Origin of the sequence: Streptomyces sp. FH025 (assembly GCF_017427025.1) — a bacterium.
In the GTDB taxonomy this organism is placed as follows: Bacteria; Actinomycetota; Actinomycetes; order Streptomycetales; family Streptomycetaceae; genus Kitasatospora.
The window spans coordinates 1-4,766 of record NZ_JAFLNG010000606.1 but is presented as its reverse complement, the minus strand read 5'-3'; the positions used below and the strand labels follow the sequence as shown (position 1 = coordinate 4,766).

At 71.7% G+C, this 4,766-nt stretch carries 5 protein-coding genes; 2 read left to right on the top strand and 3 right to left on the bottom strand.

Going from position 1 to position 4,766, the window contains the following annotated elements; genetic code table 11:
• Together J0670_RS30400 and J0670_RS30395 are read right to left on the bottom strand one after the other, a co-directional pair.
• A partial coding sequence (locus J0670_RS30400; protein ID WP_207814949.1) for a DUF4331 family protein occupies positions 1-803 on the bottom strand: 803 nt, incomplete at its 3' end.
• A gap of 112 nt (positions 804-915) precedes the next feature.
• Positions 916-2,721 carry a CocE/NonD family hydrolase C-terminal non-catalytic domain-containing protein gene (locus J0670_RS30395; protein ID WP_207814948.1) on the bottom strand — a complete coding sequence of 602 codons (1,806 nt, stop codon included), beginning with the start codon at positions 2,719-2,721 and terminating at the stop codon, positions 916-918.
• Positions 2,722-2,906: 185 nt separating this feature from the next.
• Here J0670_RS30395 and J0670_RS30390 point away from each other — a divergent pair, with 185 nt between their 5' ends.
• Complete coding sequence (locus J0670_RS30390; protein WP_207814947.1) at positions 2,907-3,476, top strand: carboxymuconolactone decarboxylase family protein; 570 nt, start codon at positions 2,907-2,909, stop codon at positions 3,474-3,476.
• A 37-nt stretch (positions 3,477-3,513) separates the two neighbouring features.
• On the opposite strand, the gene J0670_RS30385 is transcribed toward J0670_RS30390, so the two are convergent.
• Positions 3,514-4,206 carry a helix-turn-helix transcriptional regulator gene (locus tag J0670_RS30385; RefSeq protein ID WP_207814950.1) on the bottom strand — a complete coding sequence of 231 codons (693 nt, stop codon included), beginning with the start codon at positions 4,204-4,206 and terminating at the stop codon, positions 3,514-3,516.
• A 170-nt stretch (positions 4,207-4,376) separates the two neighbouring features.
• Here J0670_RS30385 and J0670_RS30380 point away from each other — a divergent pair.
• Positions 4,377-4,766 (top strand): GNAT family N-acetyltransferase (locus J0670_RS30380; RefSeq protein ID WP_207814946.1); only part of this gene is annotated, 390 nt, incomplete at its 3' end.

The following is a 4,766-nucleotide window of genomic DNA, read 5'->3' as shown; positions in this document are numbered from 1 at the left end:
GAGCGGTCGTAGTGGAGGATGTCCGGCAGGACGAGTTTCAGCGTCTCGGTGGCGGCCGCGGTGGTGTAGTCGCCGGTGTGCTGGAGGACGGCCGTCCAGGGCTCCCGGTAGGTGTCCCAGTCGTCGGCCGGTTCGCCCGCGTTGTAGGCGTCCTTGGCCTCCTCGGCGTTGAAGTACGCGGTGAGGGAGGGGTGGGCGCCCCGGTCGACGGAGAGGAGTTGGCCGTCCTGCCGCAGGCTCACCCGGCCCCAGAGGCCGATGGTCGGGTCCGGTCCGAGTTCGGCGTCCGGGACTTCGAGGGCGATGCCGAAGACGTTGGCGTTCGCCATCGCGTCCTTGCCCGTCCAGGTGAAGTCGTTGACGATCCCTTCGAGGTCGGCGAAGAAGGGGTCGCTGCGCAGGCCGGCGAACAGCTTGTAGCCGTTCGCCTCGGCGACGTCCGGGGCGGCGCCGAAGGTCACGGCGACGGAGGAGAACAGCACGTCGCCGGCCGGTTCGTGGTTCCGGGCGGCGGTGCCGGTGGAGCGGTGGACGGTGACGGTCTGCGCGCCCTCGGCGGCTGGGGAGAAGGTGAAGGAGTAGGCGACGTCGGCCCGGTGGTCGCCGTCGTTGTCGATGTTGATCCGGTAGACCGCGTCCGGGTGGAACTCGGCGGCCCGGGTGGGCGCGTACGGGTTCACGTTCAGGATCAGCACCGTGCGGCCCGGCGCGTCGGCCGCCGGGAAGGCGAAGAGGTCGGTCATGTCGAGGCGGGCATCGTCGTGCGGGGAGCGGAGGTTGGGTCCGCTGAGGTGGTGGGACATGCCACGGTGGTAGCAGTCCCCGCCCGGCCCGGCCCCGGCGACACCCGTGCAGCAGCCCGCTGTACACCGATCGGCGGCGGGCTGCTGCACGGGCGATGGGCCCCAGGAGCTGTCAGCCGAGCGGCAGTTCCAGGCGGGCCTCGCTCCCGCTCACCGAGCTGACGGTGGTGGTGGTCAGAGCGGGGAGGTCCGAGCCCGAGTAGGAGTACAGCGGGTCACGACTGTTGACCACCAGGGCGAGGCGGTGCCCGACCGGCAGGTCGTAGGCCGCGGCCTGGAGGTCCCAGCTGATGGTGCTGTTGACCTTCGGGGTCAGGTCGGTGGCCGTGTACGGCTCATGGGTGATGATCCGGGCGGTGCCGTCCGGGGCGACGTCGTAGAGGTAGGCGATCACCGTGGCGGCGTCGGTGCTGCTGCGCACGGTGAGCTGCACGTTGGCGGTGCCCCGGATGCGGCGGGCCACCTCGCCGGAGCCGGTCAGCGGGTCGGTCGACCAGACCAGCAGCTGATCGCGCTCGAACTTCGCCAGCTCGTAGGGCTTGGGGTTGCCGAACCACTCCTGCTGCCCGGTCTTGAGCAGCTCGCCCGCGACGGAGGAGGTCAGGGCACCGGCGGCGAAGTCCCGCGACCACCCGACGGTCGGCTTGTCGGTCAGCGAGCCGTCACCGGTGTCGCCGGTACCGGTGAGGTGCCAGGCCTCGCTGCCGGTGGTGACCTCGCGCCAGGACGCGTACGTCTCCCGGCGCGCCGGGACGGTGATCAGCTTGGTGCCGCCCGGGATGGTGACCGTCTGGTAGGTGAACATGCTCTGGCTGTTCACCGCCGGCCAGTTCGGCACGTCGTTGTCCACACCGAGCAGGTGGTGGTCCAGCCACTCGTAGGCCTCCCGCGTCGGCACCGCCAGCCCGGGGAACGGCAGGCCGGGCACCAGCCCGGCCAGGCCGGGGCCCTCGGGGGCGCCGTGGTCGCCGATCCACAGGTTCAGCCGCTTCGGCACGGTGAGCCGCTCGAAGAGGTCGACGACCGGGTTGACCGGGAACAGCGTCTCGTGCCAGGTGTTCGAGATGAACGTCGGGATGCCCCGCGCGTTCGTCTGGTCGACGTACGCCGCCGGGGAGCGCTTGGTGAGGAAGGCGACCACCTCGTCGAGGTTCCGGTCGCTCAGGAAGTCCTTGAGGAGCTGCTGCGTCCCCTCGTCGAACTTCTCCTCCAGCGGGCCGCCGGTGAAGTCGATCAGCGCCTGCACCGTCTCCAGGTGCCGGGTGCCGTTGTTGTACAGGCTGGTGGCGAGGTTCCCCCAGGTGCTCAGCGCGACCACGGTGTCGACGCGACCGGCCGGGTCGTGCGCGGCGACCAGCTGGCTGATCCCGGAGCCGTAGGACTCGCCGAGGAAGCCGATCCGGCTGGGGGTGAAGTACTCCTGCGCGTAGTCGATCACCATCGAGCCGTCGGACCAGTCGTTGGGCCCGGCCACGTCGATGAAGCCCTCGGACGTGGACAGCCAGCCGTCGATGCCCATGCCGCGCGGGGAGTAGGCGAGCACGTGGTAGCCGCGCTGCGCCAGCTTGAAGTACGCGTAGAGGAAGGGCAGCCAGCCGAACGGGTTCCAGCCGGCGGGCACGATCACCACCGGGTGCGGGGTGTCGTCCTTCAGCTTGATCGTGAACGCCGATAGCTGGATGCCGTCGGCCGCGGTGATGCGGGGGGATTCGATCCTGGCGATCCGCCGCACCTCGGCCACGAGCTGCGAGAGCTCCGGCGGAAGTTCGACGCCCTCCTCGCCCTGGACGGCGGCGAGCAGCGCCTGGGACACGTCGACGACGGCCTGACTGACGCTGTGGCCTGGGCCCCAGATGCCATTGGTGGCGATGTCGGTGAGCGTCGCTTCGGTGACCGACGGAGTCGGGCCACTGGTCATTCGGAACCACCTTCTCTGCGAACGGATGCCGATCGGCATCATGATCAGAGCAGAGAAGGCCAAACTGATTCGTCATCAACATTCGTCAGAACTGGTGATGTTGTAGCGATACCCACTCTCGCGCGCCCCATCTACGCTACCCACTACGAACTGGCGTCCGTGAAGTCCACGAAGGAGAAGCCCACATGGCCGAGGCCGAGCGCCCGCTGTCCCTGCCCGCCCGCACCGTCGACGACCCGGACCCCGCGATCGCCGCCGTGCTCACCGGCGTCCAGGCCAAGACGGGCGCGGTCCCCAACATGTACGCCCGGATGGCCAACGCGCCCGGCCTGCTCCAGGCCTACCTGGGCGGGATCGAAGCCTTCCGCTCCGGTTCCGGCTTCACCCCCGCCGAGCAGGAGACCGTCCTGCTGACCATCAGCCGCGCCAACGGCTGCACCTACTGCGTCGCCGCGCACAGCACGCTCGCCGACCGGAACGACGTGCCCACCGAGATCACCGACGCCATCCGCGACGGCCGGCCGATCCCCGACGCCCGCCTGGCCGCGCTCTCCGCCTTCACCGAGGCCTTCGTCGAAACCCGCGGCCTGCCCACCGCCGCCCAGACGGACGACTTCCTGCGGGCCGGCTTCACCGAGACCGACATCCTGCACATCCTGCTCGCCGTGTCGGCGAAGACCATCAGCAACTACACCAACCACCTCTTCCACACCCCGGTGGACCCGGCCTTCGCCCGCCGCGCCTGGCAGGACTGAGGCGCGGCCCCGGCCCGCCGGAGCGGGCTCCGACCGATCAGGCCTCCGGGACGGCCTCGGGAAGGACCAGGCCGAGGTGGTCGCGCAGCGCCCGGCGGCCCGTGGCGGTCACGGTGAGGGCTCGGGTGGTGCCGACCCGGGTGAGCCATCCGGCGGTGAGGGCGTGGGTGCACAGGGCGGCACCGGCGGCACCGGCCAGGTGGGGGCGGCGCTCGGTCCAGTCGAGGCACGCGCGCACGGGCGGGCGGCGTGATCCGCTCGGCAGCGCGATGCCGAGTCCGGCGAGCCAGGCCGTGCCGTCACCGGTCAGTGCCGGCTCCGCTCCCCAGGCCAGCAGGCCGCGCTCGACCATGGCGTCGGTGACCGCCAGCGCGACGGAGCCGGCCAGGTGGTCGTAGCACAGCCGCGCGCGGGCGAGCGCCCGCTGCCGGCCGGAGGCGGCCAGCGTGCGCGGCCGTGGGGTTCGCCGCGGGGCCAGCGCCGCGAGGCTCTCGATCAGCTCCACCACCCTGCGGTCGGCCAGCCGGAGGTAGCGGTGGCGTCCGTGCCGCTCCTCGGCGAGGAGGCCTCCGGCGACGAGCAGGTTCAGGTGCGAGGTCGCGGTCGAGGGGGCGACCCCGGCGTGACGTGCGAGTTCGGTCGCCGTCCAGGCCCGGCCGTCGAGCAGCGCCAGGCAGCAGGCGGCCCTGGTCCCGTCGGCCAGCAGTCTGGCCACGGCGGCCAGGTCCACGCCCACGTCCTGGTCCGCACGTCGGGTGTCCGCACGTCGGGTGTCCGCGCTTCGGGTGTCCGCGCTTCGAGTGTCCACCCCTCGAGTGTGCGTCGGCGTTCCTTCGACGCCCGTCGAAGCGTCCGCGCCGTAGCCTCACCGGGCCGACGCTCCCACACCCCGGAGGAACCATGCCCGCACCCGAAATGCCCCGCGCCCAGGCCGACCTCGTCGTCACCGACGCCCCCGCACCCACGGATCTCAGCACGATCTCCGACGCGCTGGACCGCTTCAACGTCGAGCGGATCGGAGTCGACGACCGCCGGCCGCTCGCCGTCCTGGTCCGCGATCCCGGGACGCACCGGACGGTCGGCGGACTGACCGGGCGCACCTCGCTCGGGCTGTTCTTCGTCGACCTCTTCTTCCTGCCGCCCGAGCTGCGCGGCGGCGGGCTGGGCAGGGCGATCCTCCGGCGGGCCGAGAGCGAGGCCCGCGCCCGCGGGTGCCGTACGGCGGTGCTGTACACGATCAGCTTCCAGGCCCCCGGCTTCTACCGGAAGGAGGGGTGGAGGCTCCTGGGC